Source organism: Halomonas sp. I1, assembly GCF_032334135.1.
GTDB lineage: Bacteria > Pseudomonadota > Gammaproteobacteria > Pseudomonadales > Halomonadaceae > Halomonas.
The window spans coordinates 126450-141702 of the sequence record NZ_JAVXUS010000003.1 but is presented as its reverse complement, the minus strand read 5'-3'; the positions used below and the strand labels follow the sequence as shown (position 1 = coordinate 141702).

The 15253-nt window shown below is 62.0% G+C and carries 14 protein-coding genes; 6 read left to right on the top strand and 8 right to left on the bottom strand.

What is annotated here, in order from left to right; translation table 11 throughout:
• Positions 1 to 40: 40 nt before the first annotated feature.
• From RSO41_RS06225 to RSO41_RS06210, 4 genes are all read left to right on the top strand, one after another.
• Positions 41 to 1510 carry a TolC family outer membrane protein gene (locus RSO41_RS06225; RefSeq protein ID WP_410000317.1) on the top strand — a complete coding sequence of 490 codons (1470 nt, stop codon included), beginning with the start codon at positions 41 to 43 and terminating at the stop codon, positions 1508 to 1510.
• 108 nt (positions 1511 to 1618) lie between these two features.
• A complete protein-coding gene (locus RSO41_RS06220; RefSeq protein ID WP_315618210.1) occupies positions 1619 to 2884 on the top strand; it encodes an efflux RND transporter periplasmic adaptor subunit in 1266 nt (421 codons plus the stop codon).
• On the top strand, positions 2881 to 6066 hold the full coding sequence (locus tag RSO41_RS06215) for a multidrug efflux RND transporter permease subunit (protein ID WP_315618209.1): 3186 nt from the start codon (positions 2881 to 2883) through the stop codon (positions 6064 to 6066). The genes RSO41_RS06220 and RSO41_RS06215 overlap by 4 nt, the downstream gene beginning before the upstream one ends.
• 178 nt (positions 6067 to 6244) lie before the next feature.
• The gene (locus RSO41_RS06210; RefSeq protein ID WP_315618208.1) at positions 6245 to 6949 is read left to right on the top strand and encodes a hypothetical protein; all 705 of its coding nucleotides are present in this window, start codon (positions 6245 to 6247) and stop codon (positions 6947 to 6949) included.
• Here RSO41_RS06210 and RSO41_RS06205 read toward each other — a convergent pair.
• Positions 6941 to 7561, bottom strand: coding sequence for a TetR family transcriptional regulator (locus RSO41_RS06205; RefSeq protein ID WP_315618207.1), 621 nt, complete (start codon positions 7559 to 7561; stop codon positions 6941 to 6943). The two genes, RSO41_RS06210 and RSO41_RS06205, sit on opposite strands and share 9 nt — an antisense overlap.
• Before the next feature lie 156 nt (positions 7562 to 7717).
• Here RSO41_RS06205 and RSO41_RS06200 point away from each other — a divergent pair, with 156 nt between their 5' ends.
• Positions 7718 to 8749: a succinylglutamate desuccinylase/aspartoacylase family protein gene (locus RSO41_RS06200; protein WP_315618206.1), complete on the top strand. Its 1032-nt coding sequence runs from the start codon at positions 7718 to 7720 to the stop codon at positions 8747 to 8749.
• 18 nt (positions 8750 to 8767) lie between these two features.
• Here RSO41_RS06200 and dusA read toward each other — a convergent pair whose 3' ends face one another.
• The gene (gene dusA / locus RSO41_RS06195; RefSeq protein ID WP_315618205.1) at positions 8768 to 9778 is read right to left on the bottom strand and encodes a tRNA dihydrouridine(20/20a) synthase DusA; all 1011 of its coding nucleotides are present in this window, start codon (positions 9776 to 9778) and stop codon (positions 8768 to 8770) included.
• A gap of 138 nt (positions 9779 to 9916) precedes the next feature.
• Between dusA and RSO41_RS06190 the strand changes: the two genes are divergently transcribed.
• Positions 9917 to 10948, top strand: a complete 1032-nt coding sequence (locus RSO41_RS06190) for a site-specific integrase (protein WP_315618204.1) — start codon at positions 9917 to 9919, stop codon at positions 10946 to 10948.
• Here the strand turns inward: RSO41_RS06190 and RSO41_RS06185 are convergent.
• The 6 genes from RSO41_RS06185 to RSO41_RS06160 form a co-directional block, all read right to left on the bottom strand.
• Positions 10945 to 11166 carry a pyocin activator PrtN family protein gene (locus tag RSO41_RS06185; protein WP_315618203.1) on the bottom strand — a complete coding sequence of 74 codons (222 nt, stop codon included), beginning with the start codon at positions 11164 to 11166 and terminating at the stop codon, positions 10945 to 10947. The two genes, RSO41_RS06190 and RSO41_RS06185, sit on opposite strands and share 4 nt — an antisense overlap.
• Before the next feature lie 218 nt (positions 11167 to 11384).
• Positions 11385 to 11840 carry a hypothetical protein gene (locus tag RSO41_RS06180; protein WP_315618202.1) on the bottom strand — a complete coding sequence of 152 codons (456 nt, stop codon included), beginning with the start codon at positions 11838 to 11840 and terminating at the stop codon, positions 11385 to 11387.
• The gene (locus RSO41_RS06175; RefSeq protein WP_315618201.1) at positions 11837 to 12196 is read right to left on the bottom strand and encodes a hypothetical protein; all 360 of its coding nucleotides are present in this window, start codon (positions 12194 to 12196) and stop codon (positions 11837 to 11839) included. The genes RSO41_RS06180 and RSO41_RS06175 overlap by 4 nt, the downstream gene beginning before the upstream one ends.
• Complete coding sequence (locus tag RSO41_RS06170; RefSeq protein WP_315618200.1) at positions 12193 to 12693, bottom strand: DNA methyltransferase; 501 nt, start codon at positions 12691 to 12693, stop codon at positions 12193 to 12195. Before RSO41_RS06170 ends, RSO41_RS06175 begins: the two co-directional genes overlap by 4 nt.
• Positions 12693 to 15035: a DNA methylase N-4 gene (locus RSO41_RS06165; protein WP_315618199.1), complete on the bottom strand. Its 2343-nt coding sequence runs from the start codon at positions 15033 to 15035 to the stop codon at positions 12693 to 12695. Before RSO41_RS06165 ends, RSO41_RS06170 begins: the two co-directional genes overlap by 1 nt.
• Positions 14977 to 15225, bottom strand: a complete 249-nt coding sequence (locus RSO41_RS06160; RefSeq protein WP_315618198.1) for a hypothetical protein — start codon at positions 15223 to 15225, stop codon at positions 14977 to 14979. Before RSO41_RS06160 ends, RSO41_RS06165 begins: the two co-directional genes overlap by 59 nt.
• Positions 15226 to 15253: the final 28 nt, after the last annotated feature.

Below are 15253 nucleotides of genomic sequence, written 5' to 3'. Positions count from 1 at the left end.
TATGTAAATCAAGTCCACGAATCGACAAAGGATCTTGCCGATGATGCCTTCTCGTCCCGTGAAGCCGGCGAATCGCACTGCCCGCCCGGCCCGTAGGACTCTTCTGTCAATGCTAGTCGCCTCCTTGATGGTAGGCCAGGTGCAGGCCGCCGATTTGTTGACCATTACCCGGGATGCCCTGGAGAACAATGCCGACCTGGCCGCGACGCGTGCCGATACCAGTAGTGTGGAAGCCGGGCGCGATGTCGAACGTGGCGATCTGCTGCCCCAGGTGAATGCTTCCGGACAGGTCGCCCACAATGAGCAATTCGAGAGCCAGACCAGCTCGTTCGGCAGTACCGGTGGTTCGGGGGGCGGTGCTTCGGATGATCGCTATAACAGTGCCAGCCTGACCCTGGAAGCGACCCAGGCGCTGTATGATGCGGTCAACAGTGCCGAGCTCGAACAGGCCGAGCGGCAGATCGATCAGCAGACCTATCAGCTTGCCGCCACCGAACAGCAGGTGTTGATCGATGTGGCCTCGGCCTACTTCGATATCCTGCGCGCCCACGAGATCCTCGAGGCGCGGCGTGCTCAGGAACGGGCCATCGGTCGCCAGCTCGAGCAGGCACGCGAGCAGTTCGACGTGGGCCTGATTGCCATCACCGAGGTGGAAGAGGCCCAGGCGAGCTATGACCAGTCGCGCGCCGATCGCATTGCCGCCGAAAGCGATCTGCAGGTGGCCTTCGAGGCGCTCGAGCGATTGACCGGCAAACGTTACGACAGCATCGAGTCGCTCGGAGATGCCATGACGGTCACACCGCCAGAGCCCGCCAAGCGTGATGCCTGGGTCGACCTGGCCATGGACAACAATCCGCAGGTGTTGGCTCAGCAGGCCGGCGTCGAGGTGTCGCGCAGCGGGGTCGAGGTCTCGAAGGCGCAGCGTCTGCCGGTCGTCGAGGCCTTCGCCAACTATCAATATGCCGACAGTGACAACTCCACCCTGGAGGGCGAGGATTCCTCCGCTCAGGTTGGCGTCGGGGTGAGCATGCCGCTGTATACCGGTGGTCGCACCAGTGCAGGGATTCGACAGAGCACCTATGCCCTGGAAGCCAGCCAGTACAACTTCGAAGCACAGCGTCGCGATACCGTCCAGCAGGTGCGTTCGTTGTTCACTCAGGTGAGCAACAATGTGGCGACGGTGGAAGCCCGTGCCCAAGCCATCGTCTCCAACCAGAGTGCCCTGGATGCGACCCGTGCCGGCTATGAAGTGGGTACCCGTAACATCGTCGATGTGCTCAACGCCGAGCAGAGCCTCTATGACGCCATCGCCGACCATGCCGATGCACGTTATGACTATGTCATCAACCTGCTCTCCTTGCGGCAGCAGTCGGGAACGCTCGATGTCGCGGCCATCGAGGAAGTCAACGGTTGGCTGGACGATAGCGAGAATGTTTCTTTCACGCTGCCGGAGGAAGGCCGGTACGACCAGGCGCTGGATATCGGTGAACCGCCCCAGCCCGACGCATGATGTCGTCGGAACCGGTCATGGCATACAGTGGCGGATGTATATTTACATTCATTCCTGTATGCGTATAGTCTCTGTCGACTTTCGAAGTGCTCAACGGGATAGCTAGGCATGAAAACGACGATTCACAGGACTCGAGGTGGACTTCTGGCGCTCGCTTCGAGTCTGTTGCTGGCAGCCTGCGGTCAAGGCGATGGTGGCGGCCAGCAGCAACAGCAAGCCGGGGCCGGTGATGCACCGCCCAGGCCGATGCCGGTCATGGAAATGGCGAGCCAGGATATTCCCCTGAACAAGTCCTATCCTTCCAAGCTGCGCAGTGATGAGGAAGTCACGCTGGTAGCCCGTGTAACCGGTTCCCTGGAAGCGCGCAAGTTCGAGCCGGGGGATATGGTCGAGAAGGGCGATAGCCTTTATTCCATCGAGCCGGACCTCTACCAGGCGACCGTCGCTCAACGCCAGGCCGATCTGGAAAGTGCCAAGGCAGAGTTGGCCAGGGCGCAGAACGATGCCCGGCGCTATGAGCAATTGCTCAGTCAGAATTCGGTGAGTCGCCAGCAGTACGATCAGGCGCTGGCCGATCGCAATGTGGCAAGAGCCAGCGTCGCCCAGGCAGAAGCGGCCCTGAGCAGCGCACGCCTCGATCTGGGCTATGCCGATGTCACCGCGCCGGTGAGTGGGCAGATCGGCCTCAGTGAAGTGAATGTGGGCAACCTGGTGAGCTCGGGGACCGAACTCGCCACGATTACTCCGCTGGATCCGCTGGAAGTGCGCTTCCAGATGCCCCAGGCCGATGCGTCTGCCTTGCGCCGGCAGTTGAATGAGCAGCCCGATAGTGACATCGAGGCGAGTCTCGAGTTGAACTCGGGTATCAGCACGCTGGAGGGCCAACTTGAGTTCCTGGGCTCTCGGGTCAGCGAAGGGACCGGCACGGTTCAAGCCGAAGCGAGTTTTGCCAATCCCGATGGAACGGCTCTCCCGGGGCAATTTGCCCGTATACGTCTCGAAGGCCTCAAGCGCTTCGATGTGCTGGCGGTGCCGGAGATTGCGGTCACCCAGGGGCTCATGGGCCCACAGGTGTTCGTGCTGGACGAGGATGACGTGGCGCGTGCACGGACAGTGCAGCTCGGTGAACTCGCCGGGCCCTGGCAGATTCTTCTGGATGGCGTTCAGCCGGGGGATCGCGTGGTGGTCGGTGATCCGGCTGGTCTGCAGCCCGGCACACCCATCGATCCGCAATCCTTCGATGGCGATGCCCAAGCCCTGATGGCCGGGCAGGCCCAGGCTCGGTCCGGTGGCTCGGGGCAGGCAACTGAAGCGGGCGGTCCATCATCGTCCGATCAAGAGGGGTCTGCGCCGGCTGAAGAGGGTGCGGAATGAGTTTCTCCAACTTCTTCATCAAGCGGCCGATCTTCTCGACAGTTCTCGCGCTCATCCTGACGATCGTCGGGTTGATGAGCATGCGGGTGCTGCCCATCGAGCAGTATCCAAGCGTGGTGCCACCGACGGTGTCGGTTCAGGCCACCTATCCGGGTGCCGATGCCGAAACCGTGTCCCAGACAGTGGCGGCTCCGTTGGCGGAAGCGATCAATGGTGTCGAGGACATGCTCTACATGACGTCGACCAGCTCCAGCCAGGGGTCGACGTCACTGAATGTGTCTTTCGCCATTGGTTCCGATGGCGACATCAACACCATCAATGTCAATAATCGCGTCCAGGGAGCACTTTCCCAGTTGCCCGAGGCGGTCCAGGACCAGGGCGTGACGGTCGAGCTGAGTTCCAGCTCGATTCTCATGCTGGTGTCCTTGATCTCGCCAGATGGCGATTATGGCAAGGTCTACATGCAGAACTATGCCACGCTCAACATCCTGGACGAGCTTCGTCAGGTACCGGGGGTGGGTTCCGCCGAAGTGCTGGGTGGTGGCGAGTTCGCCATGCGGGTCTGGATGGATCCCGACAAGCTGGCAGAGTATGACCTGACGCCGGCCGAGGTGTCGTCCGCGATTCGCTCTCAGAATACCGAGGTGCCGGCCGGCAGCCTGGCAGCAACGCCCCAGAGTGACCCACGCGCCTATACCTATACGGTGACCTCTGAAGGGCGCATGTCGGATCCGGACGACTTCCGTGACATCTTCCTCAAGACCAATGCGGATGGGTCGGCACTTCGCCTCGGCGATGTGGCTCGCATTGAGCTGGGGGCATCGTTCTACGGTGTGGATGCCAAGCTGAACGGCGGCACCATGACGCCGATCATGATCAACCAGCAACCCGGTGCGAATGCGCTGGAGACGGCACGCGCGGTTGAAGCGGTCATGGACGAGCTCTCCGGTCGTTTCCCTCCGGGGCTCGAGTATGTCACGCCGTACGATACCACGCAGTTTATCGATGCGTCGGTGGAAACCGTCTTCCACACCTTCATCGAAGCCTTCCTGATCGTGGCCGTCATTCTGTTCATCTTCCTGCAGAACTGGCGCTTCACGGTCATCGCCATGTCGGTGGTGCCGGTGTCGGTATTGGCGACCTTTGCCGGCTTCTATGCCTTCGGTTTCTCCATCAATCTGTTGACGCTGTTCGCCATGGTGTTGTCGATCGGCATCGTGGTCGATGACGCCATACTGGTGGTGGAGAACGTCGAGCGGGTGCTCAGTGAAGACGAAGACATCACCGTCATGCAGGCCACGGTGCGAGCGATGAAGGAGGTGGGCGGTCCGGTGATCGCGACCTCGTTGATCATGGCGGCGGTCTTCGTGCCGGTGGCCTTCCTGGGGGGCTTCAGTGGCCAGATCTACCAGCAGTTCGCGTTGACGGTGGCCGTTTCGGTGGCCTTCTCGGCGCTGATGGCCCTGACCTTTACGCCGGCGCTCTCGGCGATCTTCATCAAGCATGACATGCATCGCAAGGAGTCGGCCTTCATGCGCGCGGTGCGCACGCCGTTGCGCTTGTTCGACCGGCTGTTTGCCGGCATCACGACCGTCTACATGTGGGGCGTGAAGGGACTGGTGCGCTTCTGGGGCCTGGCCCTTCTGCTGACGGCACTGGTCGGTGCCGGCTCCTGGTGGCTCTACCAGAGCACGCCTTCGACGCTGGTGCCCGAGACGGATCAGGGCATCGTGCTGGCATCGGTGCAGTTGCCCGATGCGGCCTCGCTGGAGCGCACCGAAGCCTATATGGGCAAGCTGAGCTCAGCCATCGAGGATGTCGATGGCGTGAAGTTCTCCACGGCAGTCGCGGGTTATGACATGTTGACCAGCTCGGTCAATACTGCCCGAGGCATCATCTTCATCAACCTGGAACCCTGGGAGGACCGTGACCTTACGGTGGGTGAGCTGATCGGCAAGATCATGCAGTTCGGTGCTCAGATTCCGGGGGGCTCGGCCATGGCCTTCAATATGCCGCCCATCGTGGGACTGTCGACCACGGGTGGCTTCACCGGCTACCTGCAGTCTTTCGATGGGGCGTCACCCGAAGAAATGTCCCAGGCATCCCAGAAGCTGATGGGGGCGGCGGCCAAGCACCCGGCACTGAGCCAGGTGTTTACTACCTACAGCGCCAATGTGCCGTCCTACGAGGTGGAACTGGACCGGCAGAAAGCCTTGAGTTACGGCGTTTCCATGGATGCCTTGAACTCGACCCTGGGCACGACGCTGGGTAATGGCTTCGTCAACTACTTCAGTTATCAGGGCCGCAACTTCCAGGTCTATCTGCAGAACGAGGACGAGTTCCGCAAGACGCCGGATGACATCAACAACATCTATGTGCGTGGCGGTGACGGAGAACGCATTCCGATCTCCGAATTCGCCAGCATCGAGCGCCAGACCTCACCGTCGGTGGTCACGCGCTTTGGCGTCTACAGTGGTGCACAGTTCCAGGGCGGGCCGGCGCCGGGGTATAGCTCGGGGCAGGCCATCGAGGCCATGGAGCAGCTGGTCCAGGAAGAGCTGGGCGACGGCTGGGGCATGGGCTGGACCGGCACGGCTTACCAGGAAAGCCAGGCAGGCAATGCGGCCACGCTGGCCATCGTCTTCGGCATGTTGATGGTGTTCCTGATCCTGGCGGCGCAGTACGAGAGTTGGTCCCTGCCGCTGGCGGTGCTGACGGCCACGCCGTTTGCCTTCCTCGGCGGCATTGGCGGCATCGTGCTACGCGGGCTCGATACCAGTGTCTATGTGCAGATCGGCATGCTGGTAGTGGTCGGCCTGGCGGCAAAGAATGCCATCCTGATCGTCGAGTTTGCCGAGCTGCAACGGCGCGAGCAGGGCAGGTCGATCCGTGAGGCGGCCATCACGGCGGCGCGGTTGCGTTTTCGACCGATCGTCATGACGTCGCTGGCGTTTATCTTCGGCACCTTGCCGCTGGCTATCGCCACCGGTGCCAGTGCCACCAGTAGCCATCATATCGGTACTACGGTGGCGGTGGGCATGGCCTCGGTCGCCATTCTCGGCAGTCTGTTCGTGCCGAGCTTCTATGCCATGATCGCTGTGGTCACCGATTGGCTGAAGCGCAAGACAGGCAAGAGCGACGATCGCGGTGGTGAGCCGGTGCTGGAGCAGGATACGCGCTGACCCCTCGACGTGATCGAGCGTATACGGGCATCGTTCCTCCGGGGCGATGCCCGTTTTCTTTGCAGGAAGGCGAATATGCCTTTCGACGAAAAGAGGGAACCCCGTTCGGGGCGACTCGTCTACGCTGACAGTAAGAAGAACACTTTGCCGGCTAATCAGGCCGGCCGGAGGAGACGCCATGAACGCCATTATCGATCTCGCCCTGAGCTTCCCGCTGATCGTTTTCACGGTGCTGCTGGCGCTGCTGGGAGTGTATTGGCTGCTGGTGCTGTTGCGCCTGGTGCCCACCGAACTGTTCGAACGTGACAGCCTCAAGGAGGATCATCTGGCCAGCACCATGGTGTCGTTGGGATTCGCCGGTGTGCCCGTCTCGATGGCTCTGAGCATGCTGGTGGTGCTGGCCGGCGCCCTGACTCTGGCCATCGAGTTGCTGGTGCTCAGGTGGTTCCCGCTGGGAATGTTTCGGGTGCCGGTGGGGGTCGTGGTGCTGTGGGCATCGTTCGCTCTGGCGTCGCCGCTGGCCGCGAGGTTGTGCCAGCGGCTGCATTGCCGGCTACATCGGCATCCCGGCCTGTCCCGGCGTTGCCTGCTTGGCGAGCGCGTCCGAGTCATTGGCATCGATGAGGGTGACCATGCCCGCGCCGTGATGGATGATGACGAGGCGCGTGAGGTGCGTCTGCTGGGCAAGACGGGCAATCGGCCCAGGCCCGGCGAAGCGCGGATCCTGGTCAAGTATCTCCCGGATATCGATGCCTATCGCTCGGTGCCCGAACAGGACTATCTGGATGCCCGTACGCGGTTGGTACGGCTGCACCTGGTCGGCCAGCACGAGGCCTCGGAGACGCACGGGCATGGCCACAATGGTTCCACGCCGTCAGCCTGAGGTGTTGTCTCGACTGAACAAGCGAAGCTGGGTGTCGACCAGTTGAGTGCCTCGCTCGTAGAGAGAAAACGCCTCGGTATCGCGCAGCCAGTCATGGAAAAGGCCGCTAAGGGTGGCCTGAAGAAGGCGGGTGGCGACGTCGGGGTCGAGGTCGTCGCGCAGCAGGCCCTGGTCCCGGGCATTGTTGAGGTAGATCAGCAGGGCGCCCAGGCATTCATTGGCCATTTCGGCTTCCATGGCCTGGGGGTCGATGTCGCTGAAAAACTCGCAGCGATGGAGCAGGGTAGCATGCACGCGCCGATGGCGGGGTTGCTCCATGCGGCGGAAGCCTTGCCGACAGCCGAGGCGGATCGCTTCCAGTGGCGAGGCATCGCTGGGGGCCGTTTCCGCCACGAGCTCCTCGAATGGCATTCGGACCCTGTCGAGCATGGCGCGGAACAGATCGGCCTTGTTGCGGAAATGCCAATAGACGGCCCCGCGGGTCATGCCGGCCTGTCGGGCGATCTGTTCCAGGGAGGTGCAGGCGACACCTTTCTCGAAGAAGACTTCTTCGGCAGCGTCCAGCAGCGCCTCTCGTGTGGCCTCGGCCTCGGCCTTGGTACGTCTGGCCATGGGTAAATTCGACTCCGGGTAATGCGTGATGCCCATTCTACCCGAGGGCGGCAGTTTTTACATTCGTTGGTGTATGGTTGTAAGCGATGACTCGTGCCCGACGTTTAGGGGGTGTATAAGACGAGGCAAGCTCTTTCCCGTCAACAAGGACCGACGATGGCGCGTGCTTCCTTCGAACTGGCCGGTGTGCGTGTGGCGCCGGGAACCCGGCAACAGATTGACGTGCCGGTGGCCAGGCTCTACACCCATGCCCCCTTGTATATTCCCGTGGAGATCGTGCATGGCCGGCAATCCGGCCCGGTGCTGCTGGTCTGCGGCGGTATTCACGGCGACGAGATCAATGGTGTGGAAATCGTGAGACGACTGCTGCGTTCGCGGCAACTGTCGCGACTGCGGGGTACCCTGATCGCCGTTCCCATCGTCAATGTGTTCGGATTCGTGCAGCACAGCCGATATCTACCGGACCGGCGTGACCTGAATCGATGCTTCCCCGGGAGCGAGTCGGGGTCTCTGGGCGGTCGGGTAGCGGCGTTGTTCCGCGAGCAGATCGTCGATCAGGCGAGCCATGTCATCGACCTCCACACCGGCGCCATTCACCGCACGAACTTGCCGCAGATCCGAGCGCAGCTGACGTCGAATGACGAGACCGAACGCATGGCCAGTGCCTTCGGGGCGCCCATCATTCTCAATGCAGAGTTGCGCGAAGGCAGCTTGCGCCACTATGCGCAGAATCGTGGCACGCCGGTATTGACCTACGAAGCCGGCGAGGCGCTACGTTTCGACGAATGGGCGATCACGCCTGGCGTGAGGGGGGTGCTGCGGGTAATGCGGCGTCTCGGGATGCTCAGCGGTGAGCACCGACGTCGCACGCCACCGGCGGCGGAACTGGCGACCGGGTCGAGTTGGGCGAGAGCGCCGATCGACGGCATCCTGCGTCCTCAGGTGCGGCTTGGTGCCCGGGTTGCCAAGGGCGAGCGGCTGGGGCGCGTGGCCGACCCCTTCGGCAATGCCGAGGGCGAGGTTCTGTCGATGGCCGACGGTATCGTCATTGGCATGGGACGCCTGCCGCTGGTCAACGAGGGCGAAGCGCTGTTTCATATCGCACGCTTCGATGTCATCGAAGAAGCCGAGAGTGCCGTGGAAACCTTCCAGTCGAGCCTGGAGCCGCCGCCCGACTCGCTCTACTGAGCAGGTAGCAGCCAAGCGTCAGCCGGCCAGGGCGGGTGGCTCTTCTGCCACCAGGCCCAGGGCGTCATCGAGTACTGCCAGGCCGGCGCCGTCGCGGTGGGCATTTTCTGACAGGTGGCGCCGGAAGCGGCGACCGCCGGGGCATCCCTGGAACAAGCCCAGCAAGTGGCGGGTGAGGTGATTGAGCCTGGCACCTTCCTCGAGGCGCCGGGCAATATAAGGGCGCAGGGCGCGTGCCGCTGCATGGCGATCCACAGCCGGGTCTGGCTCGCCATACAGGCGAGAATCCACAGACGCCAGTAACCAGGGGTTCTGATAGGCCTCACGACCGACCATCACGCTATCGACGTGGGTGAGTTGCTCGTGGCAGTCGTCGAGGGTCTTGAGGCCGCCATTGAGTCCGATGTGCAGCTCGGGGTGCTGGGCCTTCAAGCGGTGGATGCGCGGGTAGTTGAGCGGAGGCACGTCACGATTCTGCTTGGGCGAGAGCCCTTCCAGCCAGGCCTTGCGGGCATGCACGATGAAGGTGTCGCAACCGGCATCCGCGACGCACTGGATAAAAGACGCGAGGTCGGCGTCCTCATCCTGGTCGTCGATACCGATGCGACACTTCACGGTCACCGGGATCGATACCGCCGCCTGCATCGCCTTGACGGCCGCGGCGACCTTCTCGGGATGTGCCATCAGGCAGGCGCCGATCAAATTGTTCTGCACGCGATCACTGGGACACCCCACGTTGAGGTTGACCTCGTCATGGCCCCAGGCTTCGGCGATGGCGGCACACTCGGCGAGTTCTCCGGCGTCGCTGCCGCCCAGTTGCAGGGCCAGGGGATGCTCGATGGCATCGAAGCCCAGGAAGCGCTCCCGAGGTGACCCATGCAGGATGGCCCCGGTCGTCACCATCTCGGTGTAGAGCAGGGCGCGGCGCGTCAGGGTTCGAGCGAACGCTCGGTAGTCGCGGGTCGTCCAGTCCATCATGGGTGCGACACTGAACCGACGAGCCTCTGAGAGAGCGTTATTCATCGACATATCAGTCACTTAACCTTCGTTCCGGCGTTCGTCCGATCACGTTTAATACTATCCAATACCGCCCAAAACCGACCTTGGTGTACCATCCGCGTACCAGTTTTTTCGCGGAGCCTGTTTTTGGCAGGAGAGTGGTACACCATGGCGACATTCCAGAAGCGCGGCGACCGTTGGCGGGCCATTGTACGGAAGAAAGGCCACCCGGCACAGAGCAAGACATTCTCTACCAAGGCGCGGGCGAAGGCTTGGGCCAAGAGTGTGGAGGGTGGTATCGAGGAGCAGGCTGCCGGCGGCGGCGTCAGCCTGGGTAGCATGACACTGGGCGACCTGCTCGATCTGCACATGGCGCACCTCGACCGCATCTCAAGCCGTGGGCGCAAGAACAAGGCGGGTGATCGCACCTTGAGGAAGGGGCTCGGCGAGGAGACGCTGCTGTCTGAGTTGAGCTACTCCAAACTGGCCGACTTCTGTACCACTCGGCGGGATGTCGACGGCGTCAGCGCCTCCACGGTGAAGTCGGACATCATGCACCTGTCCGGGGCGATTACCACTGGTACAGTCGAGGCCGATCTGCCGACCAGGCTCAAGGAGATGATGGCGACGTGGCGCGAAGGTCTTCGGCGGGCTGGGCTGATTGGCTCGCCACAGAGCCGCGACCGCCGACCGACCGACAAGGAGCTCGGCGATCTGCTGACGCACACGAAGCATAACAAGGCGCTGCGCCGCATCCGGTACAACGACCTGATCCGATTCGCAGTGGCTTCATGCATGCGGCTCGATGAGATATGCAGCTTGCGTTGGGAAGATGTGGATCACGAGGCGGGGACGGTCATCATCCGTCTGAGGAAGCACCCCCGGCAGAAAACTGACCAAGAGGTGCCGCTGATGGGGGAGAGTCAGGCGATTCTTGAGGATCAGCCGCGCATCGACGAGCGCGTGTTCCCGTATGGAGCGGAGTCGGTATCGAACGGCTTTCGCCGTATCTGCCGCCACCTCGAGATCGAAGACCTGCACTTCCATGATTTGCGCCACGAGGGTATCAGCCGGCTGTTCGAGCGCGGGTATCAGATACAGGAGGTGGCCCTGGTGTCCGGGCACCGGGATTGGGGCAGCTTGCGGCGGTACGTGAATCTGAGGGCGGGGGATCTAGCGAAGAAGGACCGCGACCGCTAGGCCGCGGCGTCACGCTGAGCATCGATATAGGCCGCAGCGTCGGATACGTGGATCATCGGGTTGCGCTGGCTTGTCCGGGTCAGCGGCACCGGGAATGTGCCGGCGGCGATCCGGTTGCGTGCCGTCTGGAGCTCGACCCCCATGATGTCCTTGGCGAACACCTCGAGCGGGATCAGCACCTGCTCGTACTGGGCGAGCAGCAGGAATTCGGTTTTCATTGGCTCGGCTCCTTTGATGGTGTGCGTCGTTCTCCAGAAACAAGAAAGCCGCCCGTGGGCGGCGATGTGCGGAATATTGCTCAATATCGGGCGGGTCGGCGGTTTCTGAGCAGTATGGTGCTCAATTATGAGTCACTCATCCTCGCCTCTATGATTCATCTCCCGGGTGCCGATACAGAAAAGCAGCGCCTCGATCCCCAGCGTCAGCACGACGCCGATCACGATTCCGGCGATGAGGTAGGGCATGATTCACCTCGCTCGGATTGGCGGCGTAGCTCGCAGATGCGGGCATAAATAAACCCGCCCAAGCAGTCAATTCCCACGCGCTCCTCGTAGCGCTCGATACGCTCTAGCTCCTCCGTTTTCATCCGCGCATCGCGGCGGGCGAGGGAGTTGGCGAGTGCGTCCATGCATGCATCTGAGAGATTGTCGAGCAGGACATGAGGAACGCGCGGGTCGGCATTGCCCTCCCACTGGCGACGGTCTGTTATCAGGCGCGCCCGATCTTGCACCCGCTCCACATGCGCCGCCAGGGCCTGCTCCCGGCCCTCGGCCTCGCGTAGACGATTGATCAGGGCGAGTATGTCGCCCGGATCCGCCACCATCTGAAATTCCGGGCGCTCGGCGCGGCAGTCTCTTGCATCAGCCTCCAGCTTGTCGATGTCGATGCTCATGATTCGCTCTCCATATCGATGCCCGAGGCTGATAGCGCCAGGGCCGCGTCGCGCAAATGGGCTCCAGTTAGCGGCTCGCTATCGTCGCCGCATGAGTAAAACGGCAGCAGCGAGCGCTCTAGACGACGCTGATACCCCTTGCTTCCTGGCTCGCCTTTCGGCTCACGGTGTAGCCAGGCTCGGGCGAACGGCTCGATCACGGCGTGGAGCCGCTCAATCTCGCCAAGCAGGTCGTCGCGTTCCTTTTCAGTTCGTTCCAGGACATCGACTAGGGCGGCCTTTTCCTGTTCCAGCTCGGCATTGCGCCTGGCGAGTTGATCGTATGCGGCGTCGGTGGCCGCGGTTGTTGCTGTCATGCAGCCTCCTCGTTGTCATCCAGCATGTCGAACAGGGTGGGCATCGACATCTCGCGCGATGCAGCGGCGCAGTAAGCGGCGCCATCCAAGTAGTAGGTGGGGTTGAGCTCGCATCCACGACCGCGGCGACCAAGTTTGATGGCCTGGTAGGGCACGGTCATGAGGCCGCCGAATGGGTCGTAGACCTCCTCGCCCTTCATGCTGTACTGCTCGATGCAGCGCTCGACAATATCCAGTGGCAGCGGGCACAGGTGCTGCTCTTTGCCTTTTGTCGCTTGCGCTGTGTTGAGCGACCGCATGCGCACGACGTCAGCCCAGACGTCGGGGTGCCAGCTTTGCGGCTGCAGCAGCATGAACGTTGTGGGGAGCCATCCTGATTCGTCCACGGCTTCGGCGATCTTCACGTCGTGGCGGAAGTCGTAGACGTTCTCGAGGCTGTGCCGCTTGAACATCTGGAAGATGCCCGACTGGTCCAGGCCCTCGAGCTCTTCAGGCATCAGCGGGCGGTACCGCTGCTGCGCATGAACCCATGGGCATCCATCTGCCAGCGCGCGCGACTGTATTGGCTCTTATCCTTCGTTACCGGCAGATCGGCATAGCCGTTGCTGGGGTCGCTGGGAGGCTTGCGGAAGACCAGCAGATACTCCGGCGTGCCATTACCCATGCGGGAGCCATCCTTGCATTGCTCAGACCAGCCGAGGCGGTAGGTCTGGTTGTTCTCACGCACGACGTCGGTGACGATCGTCTTGCGAGCCAGGAAGGCAAATCCATGTTTCGTGAAGTTGGCGACCGTCTCGTCGCTGAATGGGTGAACGGTCTGGAAACCGAGTCCGTTGATGCCTCCGGGCGTGATTCGGTCCTTCACGTGAATGGCGGCGACCCGGCCTGGCCTGAGCACTCGCAGCAGCTCTGGTACCAGGTAATCCATTTGCTCCCAGAAATGAGCGTTATCGTCGGTGTGGCCGAAATCGTTGTATGACGGCGAGTACTCGTACTGGGTGGCGAACGGGATGCTGGTCACGATCAGGTCGATGCTGTCGTTATCCATGCCTCGGGTCTCCAGCACGCAGTCGTTGTTGACCACGGCGTAGCCCTCGCCAGAGGCCTCGACGCGCTCCACGCCGAGTGAGCGGGCCAGGGTGGCGGCCATGGCGGCGTGCGTCAGGCCGTACTCACGAATGATCTCGGTCATTTTCCCCACCATATGAATGTGTTGATTCCATTTGCGCTCGAGCTGTCGCCGCACCTCGATCTCAGCCTCGGTGTGGATCAAGTCGATTCGCACCTGGTGTGTCTGCAGGAAGCGGTAGACGCGATGAATCGCTTGGATAAAGTCGTTGAACTTGAAGCCGATGCCGAGGAATACGGCCCAGGAACAATGGCGCTGGAAGTTACAGCCGCTGCCGGCGATAGATGGCTTGGCGGCCAGCTCTTGGAAGCGACCCTCGCTGAAGTCGATGATCGCTTGCTCGCGTCGATCGAGGTCCTGGCTGCCGTATACGCTGGTGATGCCTGGTACCGCTTTCTCGATGGCATGCCTCTCTGACTCCAGGTCGTGCCAGATCAGGCGATGGGCTGCAGGATCTTCGGCTCGGATCTCCAGCATTTTGTCGATGCGGACAGATAGGCTGTCCCGCTTCTCGCGTGCAGCTTCCTGGATGCCGCCGGCTGCGTTGCGGAATAGCAGGCCCTGGCCATCCTTTTCGGTGCCGGCGGCGCTATGGTCACTGGGGACTTCGTGCCAGCGGATGTCCATCTCGGGCAGGGCGTAGCCCTCGTCGCTGAACCCAAGGTCGCTGGGCTTCTGTACGAAAAGCGCCCAACTGGCGACCCACAGCCAGAACTCCTTTTCCTTGTGAGGATGGAGCTCCAGTTGGTCGGCTTTCTCGCTGTTGCGTTTGAAAAACCGCGTCTTGGCCTGGCCGACATCCATGATGCCGAGGAATGCGGCGTAGGCGAGCAGCTCGATGAACTCGTTGGGGCTCGGTGTGGCCGTAGCCACGAAGCGGTAGCGGATGCCTTCGCGCTTCACTCCAGCTTTGCGGTCGTCGCCGGCGAATAACGACATGAACTCGCGGAACGTCTTGCTGCTGCCGAAGCCGCGCAGGATCGAGGCCTCGTCGAGCGATGTTACCGAGAACAGCCGCGGATCCATCTTTCCGTCACGGATCGTCTCGTAGTTAGTGAAGTAGATCCCGTTCGGGTCTGTGGCCTCATCAATGCGCCGGATGAACTGGATGTCGATGCCCAGCATCTCGGCATCACGCCGGAACTCCTGGCGGACGCCCAGCGGGATAACGATAAGCCCCATGCCGCCGGCACGCTCGCGGCAGATCCTCACTGTCTCGAGCTGAATGACGCTTTTGCCCAGGCCGAAAGCAGCGAAACAGGCTCGGCGCCCACCATCTACCAGCCATTGCACCATGGCTCGCTGGTGAGGCTTGAGGATCGGGTTGATGTCGGCCTTGGCCACCGGCTCACCGTAGACCGGGGCCTGGGCAATCTTGTTTTCGAGAAACTGTTGGTAGTCCACCGTCATGTCGGTCTCCCTGGAATAAAAAGCCCCGGCGTTGCCGAGGCTCAGAAGTGCTTGAGTTGTCGCGCCCGTTTGCGTGATCGGCGCTTGGCGGCGGCCCGCTGGTGGAGCTTCACTCCGCCGTATCGTGGCCGGGGCGGCGCCTTGCGGTGATTGATCTCCGGCGGCGAGATGTCGTGAATGGCTGCACCCGGCCAGTCCCGAGCGGTGGCGTTCAGCATCGAGGCGGTGGCGAGCATCATGTTCATTGCCCGCGCTCCATCGAGTTGTATATCGCGCACGCCCATACGCTGTAGGCGGCAAATGCGATGAATAGCGTCCCGAAGATCGGATCTAGCCAGTGGGGGAAGCTTTCGCCGAAAACCAGCCTCTCAGTGCCTGCCTCAACTATCGAGAACATGAAGTAGAACAGGATGATCGTGATCGTCGAGATAATCGGATTGCCGCTCGACGAGTGAGCCAGCACCCTGGCTGCCTGGCGTATTGGTTCCATCTCTCGCTCCTTGGCCCCGCGGGCCGGT